Raw genomic sequence first — 18,159 nt, 5'->3', positions numbered from 1 at the left:
CTCCTTCTATATTACTAGCGAGTTGCGCTGTTCATCAAATCAACGTCCGCCAGCAAAACTGGCGCAAAATTAATCAGAATGCTAATTAAGTTGCGTAACGGATTTTATCAGGTAGAGTGTGGGCGATTCAGCTTTCAGGGAGATCACACCCGGATGTGTGGTGCTGTCAGATGGAAAACCCGCTTCTAATCATAAAGTTGCATAAGTCGATGCAATCTGACCTGAGATTATCCCCGCTGCCTTGAAATGTGAAAAGCTGGCAGCAATATTGAACCCGTTGGGTTTTGGGGCACCGAATCCTCTCCCGTTTATCAGGACGTTTCAATTAGGTAAAGGTACATATGGGTAAAGCACTCGTAATCGTTGAGTCCCCGGCAAAGGCCAAAACAATCAATAAATACCTCGGTAATGACTACGTGGTGAAATCCAGCGTCGGTCATATCCGTGATTTGCCGACCAGCGGTTCAACTGCCCGTAAAACTACCGACGGGGAAAAGGCGAAAACAGGAAAAAAGGTTAAGAAGGATGAGAAGGCCGCATTGGTCAGCCGCATGGGGGTCGATCCCTGGCATGGCTGGGAAGCGGACTATCAGATTCTGCCGGGTAAAGAAAAAGTCGTAGCCGAATTGAAAAGCCTTGCCGCCGATGCTGACCACATCTACCTCGCAACGGACCTTGACCGCGAAGGGGAGGCCATTGCCTGGCACCTGCGGGAAGTGATCGGTGGCGATGACAAGCGGTTTAGCCGCGTGGTGTTCAACGAAATCACCAAAAATGCGATTCGTCAGGCGTTTGAAAAACCGGGCGAACTGAATATTGAACGTGTTAATGCGCAGCAGGCGCGTCGCTTTATGGACCGCGTGGTGGGTTACATGGTTTCCCCGCTGCTGTGGAAGAAAATTGCCCGTGGCTTGTCGGCGGGTCGTGTTCAGTCTGTGGCTGTGCGACTGGTGGTTGAGCGCGAGCACGAAATCAAAGCGTTCGTGCCGGAAGAGTATTGGGAAATCGATGCGGATTTCTCTACGCCGAAAGGCGACGCGCTGGCAATGCAGGTCACGCATCAGGGTGATAAAGCGTTCCGTCCGGTTAATCGCGAGCAAACTCATGCTGCGGTATCCGTGCTGGAAAAAGCGCGTTACGAAGTGCTGGATCGTGAAGACAAACCGACCAGCAGCAAACCCTCTGCGCCTTTTATTACCTCGACGCTGCAGCAAGCGGCGAGTACTCGTCTTGGTTTTGGCGTGAAGAAAACCATGATGATGGCGCAGCGTCTCTACGAAGCGGGTCACATCACCTATATGCGTACTGACTCCACCAACCTGAGTCAGGATGCGGTGGCGATGGCACGCGGCTTTGTGGAGAAGAGTTTTGGTAAGAAGTATCTGCCAAAGTCGCCAATCACGTACGCCAGTAAAGATAATTCGCAGGAAGCTCACGAAGCGATTCGACCTTCGGATGTCAACATCCAGGCAGAACAGCTGAAAGATATGGAAGCTGATGCGCAGAAACTGTACCAGCTGATCTGGCGTCAGTTTGTGGCCTGCCAGATGGTGCCGGCGCAGTATGACTCCACCACCCTGACGGTGGGTGCAGCAGACTTTAAACTGAAAGCGAAAGGCCGCACTTTGCGTTTCGATGGCTGGACAAAAGTGATGCCAGCCCTGCGTAAAAACGATGAAGATTTGACGCTGCCACCGGTCAATGTCGGCGACATGCTTGACCTGAAGGAGCTGATGCCAAGCCAGCACTTCACCAAGCCGCCAGCCCGCTTCAGCGAAGCTTCCTTAGTCCGTGAGTTGGAAAAACGGGGTATTGGCCGTCCATCGACCTATGCCTCAATTATTTCCACCATTCAGGATCGCGGTTACGTGCGGGTAGAAAACCGCCGCTTCTATGCTGAGAAGATGGGTGAAATTGTCACCGATCGTCTGGAACAGAATTTCCGTGAACTGATGAACTATGACTTCACCGCGCGCATGGAAGACAGCCTTGACCAGGTCGCCAATAATGAAGCGCAGTGGAAAGCGGTGCTGGATTCCTTCTTCAGCGATTTCAGTCAGCAGTTAGGTCAGGCCGAGAAAGAGCCAGAAGAGGGCGGCATGCAGCCGAACCAGATGGTGCTGACCTCGATCGACTGCCCGACCTGTAGCCGGCAAATGGGTATCCGTACCGCCAGTACCGGCGTATTTCTCGGCTGCTCCGGTTATGCGCTGCCACCCAAAGAACGCTGCAAACAGACCATCAATCTGATTCCGGAAAATGAGGTTCTCAACGTACTGGAAGGCGATGATGCTGAAACCAATGCGTTGCGTGCCCGTCGTCGTTGCCAGAAGTGTGGCACCGCGATGGACAGCTACCTGATCGACAATCAGCGTAAGCTGCACGTCTGTGGTAACAACCCGGAATGTGACGGCTACGAAATCGAACAGGGCGAATTCCGCATCAAAGGTTATGACGGCCCGATCGTAGAGTGTGAAAAGTGTGGTTCCGAAATGCACCTGAAAATGGGGCGCTTCGGCAAATACATGGCCTGCACCAACGACGAGTGTAAAAATACTCGCAAGATTCTGCGCAATGGTGAAGTTGCACCACCGAAGGAAGACCCGGTACCGTTGCCTGAGCTGGCGTGTGAAAAATCAGATGCCTACTTTGTATTGCGTGACGGTGCGGCAGGGGTATTCCTGGCGGCCAACACCTTCCCGAAATCGCGTGAAACGCGTGCGCCGCTGGTGGAAGAGCTGCAACGTTTTGCTGACCGTCTGCCAGAGAAGCTGAAATACCTGGCGGAAGCGCCAGCGGCGGATCCGGAAGGCAATAAAACGTTAGTGCGTTTTAGCCGTAAAACTAAGCAGCAGTATGTTTCCTCCGAGAAGGAGGGCAAAGCGACAGGCTGGTCGATGTTCTATATCGACGGTAAGTGGCAGGAAGCGAAGAAGTAATTCCCCTCAAGGCCAGCATCTGCTGGCCTTTTCATCATCCTTATAGCTAATCGTTCTACATTCTTTCTTTAACTGATATAGTGGTTATAGCTTTTTTTTCGTTTCGCTGACACGCTTTCCCTCCTTCAACCCTTAATCAAGGCGGAAACACGCCTGCAGGGAATGCCCCTCTGTCGCTACCGGGAAGATATAACTATGAAATTGCAGCAGTTGCGTTACATCGTTGAAGTGGTTAATCACAACCTCAACGTCTCCTCCACCGCTGAAGGTCTCTATACCTCACAACCGGGTATCAGTAAGCAAGTGCGTATGCTGGAAGATGAACTCGGCGTGCAGATTTTTGCGCGTAGCGGGAAACATCTCACTCAGGTGACGCCTGCGGGTGAAGAGATCATCCGGATAGCACGTGAAGTGTTATCGAAGGTCGATGCGATTAAATCTGTCGCGGGTGAACATACCTGGCCCGACAAAGGCTCGCTGTATGTGGCGACCACGCATACTCAGGCGCGTTATGCCTTGCCTGGCGTGATTAAAGGCTTCATCGAGCGTTACCCACGCGTATCGCTGCATATGCATCAGGGATCGCCAACGCAAATTGCTGAAGCCGTGTCGAAGGGGAATGCTGACTTTGCGATCGCGACCGAAGCGCTGCATCTGTACGACGACCTGATTATGTTGCCGTGCTATCACTGGAACCGCGCCATTGTCGTGACGCCAGACCATCCGCTAGCAGGCAAATCGAATGTGACGATTGAAGAGCTGGCTGATTTCCCGCTCGTGACCTACACCTTTGGCTTCACCGGCCGTTCAGAGCTGGATACCGCATTTAACCGTGCAGGATTAACGCCGCGTATTGTCTTTACGGCCACCGATGCTGATGTGATCAAAACGTATGTGCGTCTGGGCTTAGGGGTAGGTGTGATTGCCAGTATGGCAGTGGATCCGGTTTCCGATCCGGATTTGGTGCGAATCGAAGCATCAGAAATTTTTACCAATAGTACAACCAAAATTGGCTTTAGGCGCAGCACATTCCTGCGAAGCTATATGTATGATTTTATTCAACGTTTCGCACCGCATTTGACGCGTGATGTCGTGGATGCCGCGGTCGCATTACGTTCTAATGAAGATATCGAAGCGATGTTCCGCGATATCAAGTTACCTTTCAAATAATCCCCTAACTCATTATTTTCACGAGGTGTCCAGTGGGCATCTTGTGAAATTCTCTCTGGTTAGCGCCACAAGATTCTCAAAAAACTTCATTATTTTTTTGTAAATGAAACATCGATCACATGTTTTTTCATTGTTAGTCATTAAATGAGAAACAGTACACAAAATTGACGCTGCCGCTTTGCGGACCGCCAGGAATATTCCCATACTCCAGTTATCAACTGATGAGAAAGGCCTTTTCGTGGGGCTCTTTAAATTAAACTCAAATTTAGAATGGTACTAAATTTGTTTTAACCCAAATTTACAATGTATGTATTAGATGAATAGCTTGATCAGTAATTAAATTTATCTCATCAATTGTTTGGGTTTTGATAAATAGTGTTAATCGTTGTGCTCAATAAAAATAACTGGATTTTCGGACTTAACAAGTTTAGGATTCGTCCTAAATCTTAATCGTTATCAACAATCGTTTTATTGAGAGTGATTATCAAAAACTATGAATACTAGACTGACTGTACAACAAGATTTTCGTACTAAAACTGCCAAGGTTGAGCGCTCTGGTAACGTGCGTCGCAAGGCTTGGTTGACCGTCTTCGCTGCTTCAGCACTGTTCTGGGTAGTGGTGGCATTGATGATCTGGCGTATGTGGGGTTAAGCCATGTGGGCAAATACACTCAGCCGTAAGTCTCCGGTTTCTGCGCGTCAGCCGAACACGTCAACGTGCAAAGCGAAAGAAGTCAAGAGCGCTGAACAGCCTGTGGCGATTCCTGCGTCGTGGGAACTGAGTGACAACCAGCGTAACTTTATCGAATCTTTCATGGATCCGAAGTCGAAATAACGCAGTCTGCGTTTTGTTCTATATATAGACATCTATTCCTCTCTTTACCGGATTATCCGGTGGGCATTTTAAAAGCCCGTCCTTTAACACTCAGCTCTAAAAAAACGGTGTCATCAGTACAACGCTGAAGACGGTGGACTTTTTTTGCCCGGAATACGGGAGGGAGCGACTCAATGAATACCACGACTTTTTCATGGTTTGGCGTTTATGCCTTTTCCATTGCATTTTGGGCTGCGGCCGTGTGGGCAATGATATAATCCAATAACTCAAATTGTACTGACTTTTATTAATGCCCCGACAAACGTCGGGGCATTTTTGTTTGTGCCTTTATGTGTCATTTCGTGTTGTTATCAAATCGTTAACGAAAATGTGGTCTATCTTTAAGCTAAACCTTGCGGTTATTGAGGTTTAAAAGAGAGGCCCATTAAAGGAGGAGCTATGTCGTTAACGTTACGGGAGCAAAGTCAGGATACGCTGGACGTTCGGGCAAAAAAATATCACTACTACAGCCTGCCTAAAGCCGCCCAGCAACTGGGCAATATCGATCGCTTACCCAAATCCATGAAGGTGTTGCTGGAAAACCTACTGCGCTGGCAGGATGGGGATTCGGTGACGGCTGAAGATATTCAGGCATTGGTTGGCTGGCAGAAAGATGCCCATGCCGATCGGGAAATTGCCTATCGCCCAGCACGCGTGTTGATGCAAGACTTTACCGGTGTGCCAGCGGTAGTGGATTTGGCGGCGATGCGTGAAGCGGTAAAACGCCTCGGCGGCGATGTGGCCAAAGTTAACCCCTTATCACCGGTCGATTTAGTAATTGACCACTCGGTGACCGTTGACCATTTTGGTGATGAAGATGCTTTCGAAGAAAACGTGCGTCTGGAGATGGAGCGCAACCACGAACGCTACGTTTTCCTGCGCTGGGGGCAAAAAGCGTTTAATCGTTTCCGCGTAGTGCCGCCCGGCACCGGTATCTGCCATCAGGTTAACCTGGAATACCTGGGGAAATCCGTCTGGCATGAAACGCTAGAAGGCAAAGAGGTCGCTTATCCTGATACCTTAGTCGGCACAGATTCCCATACCACGATGATCAACGCGTTGGGCGTATTAGGCTGGGGTGTTGGCGGTATTGAAGCCGAAGCCGCTATGTTAGGGCAACCCGTGTCTATGTTAATCCCCGACGTTGTCGGTTTCAAACTCACCGGGAAACTACGCCCTGGTATTACCGCGACCGATTTGGTGTTAACCGTGACGCAAATGCTGCGTAAGCATGGCGTGGTGGGTAAGTTCGTGGAATTTTACGGTGATGGCCTGGCCGATTTGCCGCTGGCTGATCGCGCAACCATCGCCAATATGGCACCGGAATATGGTGCAACCTGCGGTTTCTTCCCCATCGATGAGGTCACCCTGAGCTACATGACGCTGACCGGGCGCGATGCTGAACAAGTCGAATTAGTTGAAGCGTATGCGAAGCAACAGGGGATGTGGCGTAATCCGGGTGATGAACCCCGTTTTACCAGTTCACTGGCACTGGATATGGCAGACGTTGAATCCAGCCTTGCCGGTCCAAAACGACCGCAGGACCGCGTCTCTTTAGGCGAGGTACCCGCCGCTTTTGATGCCAGCAACGAACTTGAAGTTAACCATGCGCAGAAAGCGCACAAGACCGTCACGTATCGCGACAGCGAGACCGGCGATAGCTATCAGCTGGAAGATGGCGCGGTGGTCATTTCTGCCATTACCTCTTGTACTAATACGTCCAACCCCAGCGTCTTGATGGCGGCGGGCCTGCTGGCGAAAAATGCGGTTGAGCGTGGCTTGATGCGCAAACCCTGGGTGAAAGCCTCGCTGGCACCGGGATCAAAAGTGGTGTCGGATTATCTCGCGGTGGCTCAACTGACACCTTATCTGGATGAATTAGGTTTCAATTTGGTGGGATATGGTTGTACCACCTGCATCGGTAACTCGGGCCCATTGCCAGATGAAATTGAAAGCGCGATTAAAGAGGGCGATCTGACCGTCGGTGCTGTGCTGTCGGGTAACCGAAACTTCGAAGGGCGCATCCATCCGCTGGTGAAAACTAACTGGCTGGCGTCGCCACCGCTGGTGGTGGCTTATGCACTTGCCGGTAACATGAAACTCAACCTGCAGAACGATCCCATCGGGCAGGACCGGCAGGGCAAGGATGTCTTTCTGCAGGATATCTGGCCATCACCAGAAGAGATCGCCGCCGCAGTGCAGAAAGTGACCAGTGATATGTTCCATAAGGAATACGCCGAGGTCTTCGACGGTACGCCTGAGTGGCAGCAAATCAAAGTCAGTGAAGCCGCGACTTATGACTGGGATGAGGGATCGACATACATCCGCCTGTCGCCGTTCTTTGACGATATGGGCAAAACACCGGAGCCTGTCCAGGATATTAAAGGCGCGCGCATTCTGGCAATGCTGGGTGACTCTGTCACCACCGACCATATTTCGCCAGCGGGCAGCATCAAAGCGGAAAGTCCTGCTGGACGCTATTTGCTGTCGCATGGTGTTGAGCGCACCGATTTCAACTCCTACGGTTCGCGTCGTGGTAACCACGAAGTGATGATGCGCGGGACCTTTGCCAACATTCGTATTCGTAATGAAATGGTGCCGGGCGTGGAAGGGGGATACACCAAACACTTCCCCAGCAATGAACAGCTGGCGATCTACGATGCTGCCATGAAGTATCAGTCCGAAGGTGTGCCACTGGCAGTGGTCGCCGGGAAGGAGTATGGCTCAGGTTCCAGCCGCGACTGGGCTGCGAAAGGCCCACGTTTACAAGGTGTGCGCGTGGTTATTTCTGAGTCGTTCGAGCGTATCCATCGCTCTAACCTGATCGGCATGGGGATCCTGCCGCTGGAATTCCCTGCTGGCGTCACGCGCAAAACACTGGGATTAACCGGGGAGGAGTTTATTGATGTCGAAAACCTTTCCCAGTTGAAACCGGGTTGTACTGTGAATGTCACCCTGACGCGCGTCGATGGTAAAAAAGAGACGCTGGAAACCCGGTGTCGTATCGATACCGGCAATGAGCTGACCTATTACCAGAACGACGGCATATTGCATTATGTGATACGTAATATGCTGAACTAAAGAAAAAGCCGGGAGATTTCCCGGCTTTTTGCTTTCTGCGTTACGCTTTTGGCAGCAGATGACCCATTTTTTCCGCCTTGGTATCAAGGTAGTGGGCATTTTTGGGGTTGCGCCCGACCACTAATGGCACGCGCTCAACAATATTAATTCCCGCTTCGCTCAGAATCTCGACTTTGCGTGGATTGTTCGTCAGCAGGCGGACTTCATTGACGCCCAGCAGTTTAAACATATCGGCACACAGGGTGAAATCACGCTCATCAGCGGCAAATCCCAGTTGATGATTCGCTTCCACCGTATCGTACCCTTTATCCTGCAGGGCATAGGCGCGGATCTTGTTCAGCAGACCGATATTACGGCCTTCCTGACGGTGATATAACAGCACGCCACGACCTTCTTCAGCGATAGCGGTGAGCGCCGCTTCCAGCTGAAAACCACAGTCGCAGCGCAGGCTGAACAGTGCGTCACCGGTAAGACACTCGGAGTGAACGCGGGCCAGCACTGGATTGTGATCGCTAACATCACCGTAAACCAGCGCGACATGATCCTGGCCGGTTGCCAGTTCTCCAAAACCAACCATCAGGAAATCTCCCCATGGCGTGGGCAGTTTGGCTTCTGCTACCCGTTTAAGCTGCATGTGACTCTCCAGAACCTTCAGAGGATGCGCTATCATCATGACAACGCACGGGCCCGATTGGCCCGACAAAACTGACAATATTGTGCCACAACCTGTACCCGGGCCGTTAATCAGTCAGAGTTATTGTAGTGATAAAGCACAATTATCTAAGCTGCAACGGGTATGTTATTCTTTTTTCAGCTAAAGTTATGCCAGCCACGCGAATATCAGCGGATCTAAAAGGAAACGGATGTTAAAAATTGCGCAGCGCACCACCCTGGGAATGCTTTTGTTATTAATCATGCCAGTTGCTGTCTGGCTCTCTGGCTGGCAATGGCAGCCAGGTGAGAGTAGCGCGTTTTTACGGGTACTCTTTTGGATGACCGAAACCGTCACCAGCCCATGGGGCATTTTGACCAGCGTTATCCTCAGCGCCTGGGTTTTATGGTGCTTACGCTTCCGGCTTAAACCCGCCATTTTACTGATCCTCTTCATGAACGGCGCTATTCTTGCTGGCCAGTACACCAAATCTTTCATTAAAGAGCAGGTGCAGGAACCCCGTCCCTATGTGGTTTGGCTGGAGAAGAGTTACGGTATTGATGAAGGGGCGTTTTATCAGCAAAACCGTCAGGGGCGCAGTCAGTTGGTGTCGACTTTAGTGGCTAACGACACTCAGTTGCCGCAATGGCTAAAAAAACACTGGGCGTTTGAAACCGGCTTTGCCTTTCCTTCCGGACATACCATGTTTGCTGCCAGTTGGGCGCTGCTGGTGATTGGCTTACTCTGGCCAAGGCGCCACATCGTGACCGTGGTCGTGCTGTTTTCCTGGGCTACCATGGTCATGGGCAGTCGTTTACTGCTGGGTATGCATTGGCCGCGCGATTTGGTGGTGGCCACCCTGATTTCCTGGCTGCTGGTTACGGTTGCCACATGGCTGGCGCAGCGTTTTTGTGGCCCGCTTACGGTGCCGCGCGAAGAGCAGCAGGAGATTAAGCAGCGTGATGATGGATTGTAATTTCTGCGCGCGCCCCCATATGATTGATTGCGCTTACGGAAAATGCGCTAAGTGATGTGCTGATAAGCAGCATCGGCGGCACTTTTTTGGCATACTTCTACTGGATAACCTCACGACAGGACGCATTGTGAAATATTTGCTGATTTTTCTCGTGGTTTTGGTCATTTTTATCATCTCCGTCACGCTTGGAGCGCATAACGACCAAATCGTCACTTTTAACTATCTGCTGGCGCAGGGTGAATTCCGCATCTCCACATTGCTGGCGAGCCTGTTTGGTGCCGGATTCCTGCTTGGATGGGCAATTTGCTGTCTTTTCTGGTTGCGGATACGTGTTTCTCTCGCTCACGCGCAGCGCAAGCTGAAACGCATGCAGGCGCAGAACGAACAATCAACGGCTGTGACAAATTCTTCTACTGCTGGTCGTCGGGATTAAGTTTCGATGCTTGAATTGCTGTTTTTGCTTCTCCCTGTTGCTGCGGCGTATGGCTGGTATATGGGCCGTCGCAGTGCACATCAGGATAAGCAACAGGAAGCCAATCGTCTGTCACGTGAGTACGTTGCCGGCGTAAACTTCCTGCTTTCCAATCAACAGGACAAAGCTGTCGATCTCTTTCTGGATATGCTGAAGGAGGACAGCGGCACAGTTGAAGCTCACCTGACGCTCGGCAATCTGTTCCGTTCACGCGGCGAAGTTGATCGCGCCATTCGCATCCACCAATCCCTGATGGAAAGCGCTTCCCTGAGCTATGAACAGCGCCTGTTGGCTATCCAGCAACTGGGACGCGATTACATGGCCGCCGGGTTTTACGATCGCGCCGAGGACATGTTTAGCCAGCTTATTGATGAAACCGACTTCCGTATCGGTGCGCTGCAACAGCTGATACAGATTCATCAGGCAACCAGTGACTGGCAGAAAGCCATCGAAGTGGCGGAAAGATTGGTCAAGCTCGGCAAAGAGAAGCACAAGGGCGAAATTGCCCATTTCTACTGCGAGCTTGCGCTTCAGGCGTTGAGCAGTGACGATCTTGATCGCGCCATGAGCTTACTGAAAAAGGGTGAATCGGCCGATCACCAAAGCGCGCGCGTTTCCATTATGATGGGCCGCATCTTTATGGAGCAGGGCGAATACGCTAAAGCAACGGCCCGCCTGCAGCGCGTACTGGATCAAGATAAAGAGCTGGTGAGCGAAACCTTATCGATGCTCGAAACCTGCTATCAGCGACTGAATCAGCCTGAAGATTGGGCGCAATTTTTACAACGCTGCGTTGAGGAGAATACCGGCGCGGCCGCTGAACTTTACCTCTCTGATATCCTCGAACAGCAGCAGGGGCCTGAAGCGGCGCAGTTATACATTAATCGCCAGTTACAGCGCCATCCGACCATGCGCGTGTTCCATCGCTTGATGGATTTCCACCTGCATGAAGCAGAAGACGGTCGTGCCAAAGAGAGCCTGATGGTGCTGCGCGATATGGTGGGCGAACAGATTCGCACCAAACCACGCTACCGCTGCCAAAAGTGCGGATTTACCGCGCATGCGCTTTATTGGCATTGCCCATCCTGCCGCGCATGGTCTTCTGTGAAACCAATCCGCGGACTTGACGGCCAGTAACGGCCGTTTTTTTATTATAACCGCATGATAGTTACAACATACTATGATCTTGAATTCTTAGAGAGAGTCGTGGCACTGTGCAGCCTTCGGTCGATCATCGGTTTAAAGCGCGCTGTGAGATTGTCGGGAAGGGCATGCACGGGTAGAATGCTTGCCGTTTGTCCATTGCGCCCGCGGGTGCCTGCCTTTGAGGAAACGTTATGCCTGTAACCACTTCACCGATTCTGGTGGCGCTCGACTATCATAATCTCGACAGCGCACTGCAGTTTGTGGACCGCATTGACCCGAGCCAGTGCCGCCTGAAAGTCGGCAAAGAGATGTTTACGCTATTTGGCCCGTCACTGGTGAAAACACTGCAGTCGCGTGGTTTTGACGTTTTTCTCGATCTGAAGTTTCATGATATTCCGAATACAACCGCGCACGCGGTAGCCGCGGCTGCCGATCTCGGTGTGTGGATGGTTAATGTTCACGCCAGTGGCGGGGCGCGGATGATGAATGCGGCTCGTGAAGCGCTGCTGCCTTTTGGCAAAGATGCGCCATTGTTGATTGCGGTAACCGTATTAACCAGCATGGATGAAGACGATCTCAGAGGTCTCGGCATTACGCTTTCTCCCGCTCAGCAGGCGGAACGTCTGGCTCGCCTGACGCGTGAGTGTGGCCTGGATGGCGTGGTCTGTTCCGCTCAGGAAGCTGAGCACTTTAAACAGGTGTTAGGTCAGGATTTCGCACTGGTGACCCCAGGTATTCGTCCGGCAGGCAGTGATGCGGGCGATCAACGCCGTATCATGACGCCACAGCAGGCAAAACTGGCTGGCGTGGATTACATGGTGATTGGGCGTCCGATCACCCAATCCAATGATCCGGCTGCAACGCTGCACACTATCCTGCAAAGTTTACAGGAGGCCTAATGGCTCAGGACAACCGACTGGTTTACTCCACTGAAACTGGCCGAATCGCACAGGAAGAAGAAAAAGCGCCGCGCCCGCAAGGGGACGGCATAGTGCGCATTCAACGCCAGACCAGCGGCCGTAAAGGCAAAGGCGTCTGCCTGATTACCGGTATCGATTTGGATGACGATGCGCTCAACAAGCTGGCAGCAGAACTGAAGAAAAAATGTGGTTGTGGTGGGTCACTCAAAGATGGCGTGATCGAGATTCAAGGCGATAAACGTGATCTCTTGAAAGCACTACTTGAAGCCAAAGGCATGAAGGTTAAATTAGCCGGTGGTTAATAAAAACGGGCCGCACACTGTGCGGCCCGTGATGCTGTAGATGCGCTGCGTAGCCTGAATCTTTATCGTTATTTAGAAACCTGATGGCCGATAATACCGCCAACGGCTGCACCACCCACTGTACCCAGTGCACTTCCGTTAGTCAGGACAGAACCACCGATTGCACCCGCACCCGCCCCGATGGCGGTATTACGGTCGCGTTTTGACCAGTTCGAACAACCACTCAAGGCAACAACCAGGGTGGCAGCTAATACCGCAACGGTCATACGTTTCATTGTTGTCGTCATCTCTTTCTCCTTGATTGTATGTACAGAGGCAACCTTGTAAGTATAGATGTTGCGCAACGAAGTACGTCATCCCTGCGTGTCATTCATTGTTCACTTTGATGCCCGCGTACAGCGCTTTAATGGGCGAATTAACCGGTGGAAACCGTACCGCTCCTGACTTTAGCCAGCTGAAGCAAAGCTAAATTCCTCCAGGATAGAAAATTCTTAATTTACGCCACACTTCTTCGGTCTCAGCGACTTTCCGCTGCTTTTACAGCGATTCGATCCATAACGTTTTCTCTGCTTGTTCAGCACAATTCAGCTATCACAGTTCGCAGGAGAAATAATCATGCTGGAATTGCTCAAGCAGCAGGTGCTGGAAGCCAACCTTGACTTACCGCGCTATAACCTGGTCACTTTCACCTGGGGCAACGTTAGCGCCATTGACCGCGACCATGGTCTGCTGGTGATCAAACCTTCGGGCGTGAAATACGAGAATATGCAGCGCGACGATATGGTGGTGGTGGAGTTAGCCAGCGGCAAAGTGGTGGAAGGGGCGCTACGTCCGTCATCCGATACGGCCACCCATCGCGCGCTGTATCTTGCCTGGCCGGAGATTGGTGGCATCGTACATACCCATTCACGCCACGCCACAATCTGGGCGCAGGCCGGACGCGACATTTTGGCTCTGGGTACAACACATGCGGATGATTTCTACGGCACCATTCCCTGTACGCGTGCGATGAAGCGTGAAGAGATACAACAAGAGTATGAATGGAACACCGGGCAGGTGATTATCGAAAGCTTTGCGCAACGCCGCATTAAACCCACCGACATTCCTGCTGCGCTGGTCAACTCGCACGGCCCCTTTGCCTGGGGTAAAGACGCGGATGCAGCTGTGCACAGTGCGGTGGTGCTGGAAGAAGTGGCTTACATGGCACTTCACACGGAACAACTGCGCAGCGAATTGCCTCCGATTTCGCAGAATTTACTCGATCTGCATTATCTGCGTAAGCATGGCAAGAATGCATGGTACGGGCAGAATTAAACATTGAAACTTCATTGAGGCGCCTGAGGGCGCCTTAATTTTTTGCTATTTAGCGCTGGTATGGCGATGCATATCATAAAAAAGAAATGTCAAATCTATAAAAATAAAACACCGTTTCATTAATATCGATTCGATCACTTTTTCCCTGACTGCCAGTGGTTATCTTGCCTGCCATGCCATCCGGCGAACGATAACGTACCTCCTTCTGGCTCAGTAAAGGTGACACAACTATGCATATCAAACGTGCAATCGATAAGATTCCAGGCGGTATGATGTTAATCCCGCTGTTTTTGGGCGCGCTTTGCCACACGTTTTCACCCGGCGCAGGAAAATACTTTGGCTCTTTTACTAACGGCCTGATGACGGGCACTGTGCCGATTCTGGCGGTATGGTTTTTCTGCATGGGGGCATCGATCAAACTCAGCGCAACCGGAACCGTGCTGCGTAAATCCGGCACCCTGGTATTAACCAAAATCGCCGTTGCCTGGGTAGTGGCTGCCGTGGCATCCCGCATGATGCCGGAAAATGGCGTAGAAGTCGGTATGTTTGCTGGTTTATCCACGCTAGCTTTGGTTGCTGCGATGGACATGACCAATGGCGGCCTTTATGCCTCCATCATGCAGCAATACGGTTCAAAAGAAGAAGCAGGCGCGTTTGTGCTGATGTCGCTGGAATCGGGTCCGCTGATGACCATGGTGATCCTGGGGACCGCAGGCATTGCTTCGTTTGAGCCACACGTGTTTGTTGGCGCGGTGTTGCCCTTTATTGTCGGTTTCGCGCTTGGCAATCTTGACCCGGAATTGCGCGAATTCTTTGGCAAAGCCGTACATACCTTAATCCCGTTCTTTGCCTTCGCTTTGGGTAACACCATCGATTTGGCGGTGATCGCACAAACCGGTTTATTGGGCGTATTGCTCGGTGTTGCCGTCATCATCATCACCGGTATCCCACTCATTATTGCCGACCGATTAATTGGTGGTGGTGATGGCACGGCTGGGATCGCAGCATCCAGCACCGCAGGCGCGGCAGTGGCGACGCCGGTGCTGATTGCCGAGATGCTGCCACAGTTTAAACCGGTCGCTCCCGCAGCCACCGCACTGGTGGCGACATCCGTTATTGTGACTTCTGTATTAGTACCGATTATCACCGCCGTCTATTCAAAACGCGTTAAGCGTTTTCATGTGGCGGTAGGACAGCGCGCTGCCATCAAGTAAGCCTGCTTATCTTTCCCCGACCCCATGGTCGGGGATATCTCTGGATTTTACTTTATAAATCAATCTCTCATTTGGTCTGGCCTCACTCTGGATTACGCTGATGTTGCGTTTAACGCATCACATAACTAGAGGATGAGACTATGACAGTAATTAACCAACCAACTTGCAGATTGTTTACCGAAGTCGGACAAACCACCCAGCTGGCGGCCTACTATGAAGAGGGTCGACACACCATGTGGATGATGCTGCGTGCCCAACCGCGCCCCAGTTTCAACCACGAATTAATCGAGGAGATCATGAATCTGAGCTATGCCGCTCAGCGTTCGGGTTTGCCGATTGATTTTTGGGTGACGGGTTCGCTGGTGCCGCAGATGTTCAACGCCGGTGGCGATTTACGTTTCTTTGTAGAGTGCATTCGTAACAACCGTCGTGAAGCGCTGCGGGCCTATGCGCGTGCCTGCGTGGATTGCATCCATTCGGCAGCGCGGGGTTTTGATACCGGAGCGGTGACGCTGGCGATGATTGAAGGGAGTGCATTGGGTGGTGGCTTTGAAGCCGCGCTGGCCCATCACTTCATTCTGGCGCAGAACTCTGCACGGATGGGGTTCCCGGAGATCGCGTTCAATCTGTTCCCTGGCATGGGCGGCTATTCACTGGTGGCACGGCGTTCCGGCATGAAACTGGCCGAAGAGCTGATCTGTGAAGGGGAATCGCATAGCGCAGAGTGGTATGAGACGCGCGGTCTGGTAGATAAAGTCTTCCAGCCAGGTGATGCTTATCGTACCACGCGTACCTTTATCGATACTCTACGTCCGAAGCTGAATGGTGTGCGTGCCATGTTGAAAGCGCGCCAGCGCGTACTGCAACTCTCGCGTGCCGAGCTGATGGATATTACGGAAGACTGGGTGGATTACGCCTTTACACTGGAGCCTAAAGACATTGCTTACATGGAACGACTGGTGCAACTACAGAACCGTCATAGCGCATCCCTGCGCAAAGCCGGATAATCGAGAGCAGCTTTAAACGCGGGCAGGATGCTTAGCCAGCCAATGCCCGAGCTGTTCTGCGGGCATTGGTTTTGCATAAAGATAACCCTGACGCCCATCGACACCGTTGGTCATCACAAACTTCTCCTCAGCTTTGGTTTCAATCCCTTCCGCAATGACTTGCAGATCGAGGGTTTTGGCCACGGCGACAATGGCACGGACCAAAGATTGCGCCACCGGTTGTTTGTTGATGTTACGTACGAAACTTTGATCCAGTTTGATTGCATCAATGGGAACGCGAGCCAACTGAGAAAGCGAGGAATAACCTGTACCAAAGTCATCAAGATGAACCTGAGCCCCCAGTTCCTGGAACTGCTTCATCAGCGTGAGTGCACCGGCTTCGTTCTCAATCAGGCAGCTTTCGGTGAGCTCGATATCAATGGGACAATCCGTGAGGCCGGCTTCGCTCAGCGCCTGCTTTAAATCGGTATAGATACTTTGGTCAATCAATTGTTTAGCCGAAACATTAACGGCAACGCGCAGGTAAATTCCCTCGCTGCGCCACTGAATAATTTGTTGCAGAACGTTCAGCATCACCCAGCGGCCGAGCGGCACGATGAGGCCCGATTCTTCAGCATACGAGATAAAGTCGCCAGGCGGCACCAGACCGCGCTCGACGGAATTCCAGCGCACCAATGCTTCTGCGCTGCGCACTTCGCCGTCACGATCTAATTTGGGCTGGTAGTACACCACCAGATGCTCCAGCTCCAGTGCTTTACGCAGGTTGGTATCAAGCCAGAGATATTCGAAAACACGCTGATTCATCTCGTTAGCGAACACGCAGAATTTACCGCGCCCATTCTCTTTGGCGTGATACATCGCGGTATCGGCGTTGCGAATCAGACTTTCCCGATCCTCGCCGTGCAGCGGGGCCAGGGCGATACCAATCGAGCAGCCGCTGTAGACTTCGATCAAACCGACGCGGAACGGTTGACGCAGGCGCTCAAGAATACGTGATGCCATGGCTTCCAGCGCAGCCTGGCTGGTATGTTCTGCCAGTACCACGAACTCATCCCCACCAAGACGGGCCAGCGTCTGATCTTTGCCCAGACAGCTGAGAATGGCGAGGGAGACCGCTTGCAGCAGTTGGTCGCCAAACATATGGCCGTAGGCGTCGTTCACCTTCTTAAAATTGTCCAGATCGAGATAAACCACGCCAGTTTGACTGCCATTGGCTAATTCCAGTGCCAGACTAATCTGTTGATGGATGGCATTGCGGTTCGGTAAACCGGTCACCGTATCGGTATTGGCGAGGACGCGTAAGCGTTCCTGAGCACGTCGCTCTTCTGTGATGTCGGTTCCAGAACAGATGAGGAAAATTTCATTTTTCCCACTACCACTGTGCACAAACTTATTACGAAACAGAAACAGTCGCTGGCCTTTTTTGGTTTTGATCCAGCGTTCCACTTCATAAGAATTGCCATCGCGGAAGAAACCCGAAATGTTGCGTCGCGAAGCCTGCGCTTCCTGCTTGGTCATGAACAGCTGAAACACGTTGCGGCCGATCACTTCCTGCTCTTTCAGACCCGTGTACTCTTCACTTAAGCGGTTGAATCGCTGAATATTCCCGCGTTGGTCGAGGATCACAATCACCGAATTTGCTTCGGAGACCACTTGTTCAGCGAAGGATAAACCCAGCGTTAAATCACGCGCTACGGAGGAGGTATCACCCCAGGCAGAAGAGGTGCCGGCCCATGTTGATTGGTTGACCTTGCGGCCGACAAAGTGCATAGGCACCGGCGCACCGCGCAGGGAGAGGGTCAGGTTGATACTGGAGGTGATCACCGTCATCGCACGCAGCAAACTGGCCTGCGCGGGGGTTAATGGAACCGCCAAATTGGTATTGGCATTCTCATCTTCGGCAAAATGCAAAGCATCGCTATCTGAAGTTAAACGCCAATGAGGGCTGGTTGTGCCAAACAGGGTGTATAGCAACGTTTGCCCTTGTTCATCGGTCATGGAAACTTCCTCCGGGGAAATGCTGAGCAGGCGGTATCTCATTATTTTAGCAACAGTATTCAACCTCCTGCGTTAGCACAAGATGCAAACCAAA

The 18,159-nt window shown here is 51.8% G+C and carries 16 protein-coding genes; 13 read left to right on the top strand and 3 right to left on the bottom strand.

Features of this window, described 5'->3' with window-relative positions; genetic code table 11:
- Positions 1-341: 341 nt before the first annotated feature.
- The 5 genes from topA to acnA all read left to right on the top strand — a co-directional run bounded on the left by topA (position 342) and on the right by acnA (position 8,064).
- On the top strand, positions 342-2,939 hold the full coding sequence (gene topA / locus QMZ65_RS01715) for a type I DNA topoisomerase (protein ID WP_283215270.1): 2,598 nt from the start codon (positions 342-344) through the stop codon (positions 2,937-2,939).
- A 195-nt stretch (positions 2,940-3,134) separates the two neighbouring features.
- A complete protein-coding gene (cysB, locus tag QMZ65_RS01710) occupies positions 3,135-4,109 on the top strand; it encodes an HTH-type transcriptional regulator CysB (RefSeq protein ID WP_034821485.1) in 975 nt (324 codons plus the stop codon).
- Between the two features lie 493 nt (positions 4,110-4,602).
- Complete coding sequence (locus tag QMZ65_RS01705; protein WP_071845610.1) at positions 4,603-4,761, top strand: YmiA family putative membrane protein; 159 nt, start codon at positions 4,603-4,605, stop codon at positions 4,759-4,761.
- Between the two features lie 3 nt (positions 4,762-4,764).
- Positions 4,765-4,944, top strand: a complete 180-nt coding sequence (locus QMZ65_RS01700; RefSeq protein ID WP_097117004.1) for a YciX family protein — start codon at positions 4,765-4,767, stop codon at positions 4,942-4,944.
- 438 nt (positions 4,945-5,382) lie between these two features.
- On the top strand, positions 5,383-8,064 hold the full coding sequence (gene acnA, locus QMZ65_RS01695; protein ID WP_283215269.1) for an aconitate hydratase AcnA: 2,682 nt from the start codon (positions 5,383-5,385) through the stop codon (positions 8,062-8,064).
- Positions 8,065-8,104: 40 nt separating this feature from the next.
- Here acnA and ribA read toward each other — a convergent pair whose 3' ends face one another.
- The gene (ribA, locus tag QMZ65_RS01690) at positions 8,105-8,698 is read right to left on the bottom strand and encodes a GTP cyclohydrolase II (RefSeq protein WP_283215268.1); all 594 of its coding nucleotides are present in this window, start codon (positions 8,696-8,698) and stop codon (positions 8,105-8,107) included.
- Between the two features lie 229 nt (positions 8,699-8,927).
- On the opposite strand from ribA, the gene pgpB reads away from it, so the two are divergent.
- The 5 genes from pgpB (at position 8,928) to yciH (ending at position 12,532) form a co-directional block, all read left to right on the top strand.
- Positions 8,928-9,692: a phosphatidylglycerophosphatase B gene (gene pgpB / locus QMZ65_RS01685; protein WP_211728446.1), complete on the top strand. Its 765-nt coding sequence runs from the start codon at positions 8,928-8,930 to the stop codon at positions 9,690-9,692.
- Between the two features lie 127 nt (positions 9,693-9,819).
- Positions 9,820-10,125, top strand: a complete 306-nt coding sequence (locus tag QMZ65_RS01680) for a LapA family protein (protein ID WP_283215267.1) — start codon at positions 9,820-9,822, stop codon at positions 10,123-10,125.
- Between the two features lie 6 nt (positions 10,126-10,131).
- Entirely contained in the window at positions 10,132-11,301 is a 1,170-nt protein-coding gene (gene lapB / locus QMZ65_RS01675; RefSeq protein ID WP_058959800.1) for a lipopolysaccharide assembly protein LapB, read from the top strand.
- A 200-nt stretch (positions 11,302-11,501) separates the two neighbouring features.
- Positions 11,502-12,209: an orotidine-5'-phosphate decarboxylase gene (gene pyrF, locus QMZ65_RS01670; protein WP_283215266.1), complete on the top strand. Its 708-nt coding sequence runs from the start codon at positions 11,502-11,504 to the stop codon at positions 12,207-12,209.
- On the top strand, positions 12,209-12,532 hold the full coding sequence (gene yciH / locus QMZ65_RS01665; RefSeq protein WP_097117008.1) for a stress response translation initiation inhibitor YciH: 324 nt from the start codon (positions 12,209-12,211) through the stop codon (positions 12,530-12,532). Before pyrF ends, yciH begins: the two co-directional genes overlap by 1 nt.
- A 68-nt stretch (positions 12,533-12,600) precedes the next feature.
- Here the strand turns inward: yciH and osmB are convergent, their stop codons facing one another.
- Positions 12,601-12,819: an osmotically-inducible lipoprotein OsmB gene (osmB, locus tag QMZ65_RS01660; RefSeq protein ID WP_034821457.1), complete on the bottom strand. Its 219-nt coding sequence runs from the start codon at positions 12,817-12,819 to the stop codon at positions 12,601-12,603.
- Between the two features lie 328 nt (positions 12,820-13,147).
- Here osmB and araD point away from each other — a divergent pair, with 328 nt between their 5' ends.
- From araD to QMZ65_RS01645, 3 genes are all read left to right on the top strand, one after another.
- Positions 13,148-13,846, top strand: a complete 699-nt coding sequence (araD, locus tag QMZ65_RS01655; RefSeq protein ID WP_097117009.1) for an L-ribulose-5-phosphate 4-epimerase — start codon at positions 13,148-13,150, stop codon at positions 13,844-13,846.
- Between the two features lie 230 nt (positions 13,847-14,076).
- A complete protein-coding gene (gene kdgT, locus QMZ65_RS01650; protein ID WP_211728450.1) occupies positions 14,077-15,060 on the top strand; it encodes a 2-keto-3-deoxygluconate transporter in 984 nt (327 codons plus the stop codon).
- A gap of 140 nt (positions 15,061-15,200) precedes the next feature.
- Positions 15,201-16,067, top strand: a complete 867-nt coding sequence (locus tag QMZ65_RS01645) for a crotonase/enoyl-CoA hydratase family protein (RefSeq protein ID WP_034821448.1) — start codon at positions 15,201-15,203, stop codon at positions 16,065-16,067.
- A 12-nt stretch (positions 16,068-16,079) separates the two neighbouring features.
- Here the strand turns inward: QMZ65_RS01645 and pdeR are convergent, their stop codons facing one another.
- Complete coding sequence (gene pdeR, locus QMZ65_RS01640) at positions 16,080-18,065, bottom strand: cyclic di-GMP phosphodiesterase (protein ID WP_034821445.1); 1,986 nt, start codon at positions 18,063-18,065, stop codon at positions 16,080-16,082.
- Between the last annotated feature and the right edge of the window lie 94 nt (positions 18,066-18,159).

It is taken from the genome of Pantoea sp. EABMAA-21, assembly GCF_030053335.1.
GTDB classification, from domain to species: Bacteria; Pseudomonadota; Gammaproteobacteria; order Enterobacterales; family Enterobacteriaceae; genus Pantoea; species Pantoea communis.
The sequence above is the reverse complement of the archived record's forward strand: the minus strand, read 5'-3'. Positions and strand labels throughout refer to the sequence as shown.